Here is a 2043-nt window from a genome sequence, read left to right on the forward strand (position 1 = left end):
GAACTTCTCGCGCAGCTCAGCCTCAAGCTTGGCGGCAACCTGCGGGTTGTCGCGCAGATAGCCACGGGCGTTGTCCTTGCCCTGGCCGATGCGCTCTTCACCGTAGCTGTACCAGGCACCGGCCTTCTCGACCAGCTTGGCTTCGACACCCATATCGATCAGCTCGCCTTCGCGGCTGATGCCTTCGCCGTACAGGATCTCGGTGATGACCTGCTTGAACGGGGGCGCCAGCTTGTTCTTGACGACCTTGATCTTGGTCTGGTTGCCGATGATCTCGTCGCCCTTCTTGATCGCGCCGATACGGCGGATGTCCAGGCGCACCGAGGCATAGAACTTCAGCGCGTTGCCGCCGGTGGTCACTTCCGGGCTCTGGCCCGGCATCATCACGCCGATCTTCATGCGCAGCTGGTTGATGAACACCACCAGGGTGTTCGAGCGCTTGATGTTGCCGGTCAGCTTGCGCAGCGCCTGGCTCATCAGACGCGCCTGCAGACCCGGCAACTGGTCGCCCATCTCGCCTTCGATTTCAGCCTTGGGGGTCAACGCGGCGACCGAGTCGACCACCAGGATGTCCACCGAACCGGAACGCACCAGCATGTCGGCGATTTCAAGCGCCTGCTCACCGGTATCCGGCTGCGACAGCAGCAGATCGTCAACATTGACGCCCAGCTTGCCTGCGTAGATCGGGTCCAGCGCGTGCTCGGCATCGATGAAGGCGGCGGTACCACCCAGCTTCTGGCACTCGGCGATGGCCTGCAGGGTCAACGTGGTCTTGCCGGAGGATTCCGGACCGTAGATCTCCACCACGCGGCCCTTGGGCAGGCCACCAATGCCCAATGCGATATCCAGCATCAGAGAACCGGTCGGGATCGCCTCGACGGGCTCGACCACGCGGTCGCCCATGCGCATCACCGAGCCCTTGCCGAACTGCTTTTCGATCTGGCCCAGAGCTGCAGCGAGGGCGCGCTTCTTGTTCTCGTCCATCGGATTGGTCCTTGCAGAGGTCACGTCGTTGGAGGTGCTGTCTTTGGAAGTCTTCTTGGCCATGGGTTCACTTTAAGGCTGGCGTATCGCACAGGCTGAGATTCTGCCCGGCGTTCGGAAAAAAATTATCGGACATCCGTACCAACCTCAGCAGAACCAGAGAATCGCCACAAAAGACCGCGGGAAATGCAGGGTGAATCGTCAACGGTTCGGTCGTAGCAGCCCGCAGTACAGGCCCTCGATCGAGAAATCCTGGTCCGGAAGCACGTCAATCGGCTTGTAATCGGGATTGCGCGGCAGCAGGCGGATGCGATCCTTGGCGATCTTCAGCAGCTTGACGGTGATCTCGTCATCGATGCGGGCCACCACGATCTGCCCGGAATGGGCATCGCGCGTGCGGTGCACACCGATCAGGTCGCCATCGAAGATGCCTTCGTCGATCATCGAATCGCCCTGCACCTTCAGCAGGTAATCCGGTGCCGGCGAGAAGAACACGCGGTCCAGCACCACGAAATCATCCGAGCCGATGTCGGCGCCGATCGGCAGACCCGCAGCAACCCGACCCAGGATCGGCAGACGCAGGACGCTGTCGGGCAGACCCGGCTCGGCAAGCTTCTCCACCGGCGGTGCCTGCACCAGACGGATGCCGCGGGCCTGGCCCGGCACGCGACGGATCGCCCCGGCCTGCTCCAGCGCCTCCAGGTGATACTGCGCTGCGCGTACGCCCTTGAAGCCGAAGGCACGCGCGATTTCAGTCTGCGAAGGAGGTGCGCCTTCGCTCTCGATACGCTCGGCGATCAACTGCAGGATCGCCTGCTGGGTGTCGGTCAGGTCCATGGTTAGTAGTATTACTACTAATACCCAGCGCTGCAAGTGCCGGGTGCGTCAAGGCGCAATGCGGGCCGAAACCGACCTGTAGTGCAGGGCCATGCTCGGTTATCGGGCGAATAGCCGGGCGGCAAACGCAAAAGCAGCCGGCCAGCGGTCGGCTCTGCAGGAATCGCTGCGCGATTCCGCGATTCCCGGTGGGAACCGCAGCGCCAAGCACACTACGTGTGC

The 2043-nt window shown here is 62.5% G+C and carries 2 protein-coding genes; both read right to left on the reverse strand.

Going from position 1 to position 2043, the window contains the following annotated elements; genetic code table 11:
• A partial coding sequence (gene recA / locus AB4Y84_RS20045) for a recombinase RecA (RefSeq protein WP_442250766.1) occupies positions 1-984 on the reverse strand: 984 nt, incomplete at its 3' end.
• A 201-nt stretch (positions 985-1185) separates the two neighbouring features.
• Positions 1186-1821, reverse strand: a complete 636-nt coding sequence (lexA, locus tag AB4Y84_RS20050; RefSeq protein ID WP_025878920.1) for a transcriptional repressor LexA — start codon at positions 1819-1821, stop codon at positions 1186-1188.
• Positions 1822-2043: the final 222 nt, after the last annotated feature.

This window comes from Stenotrophomonas sp. 2YAF22 (assembly GCF_052114665.1).
GTDB classification, from domain to species: Bacteria; Pseudomonadota; Gammaproteobacteria; order Xanthomonadales; family Xanthomonadaceae; genus Stenotrophomonas; species Stenotrophomonas indicatrix.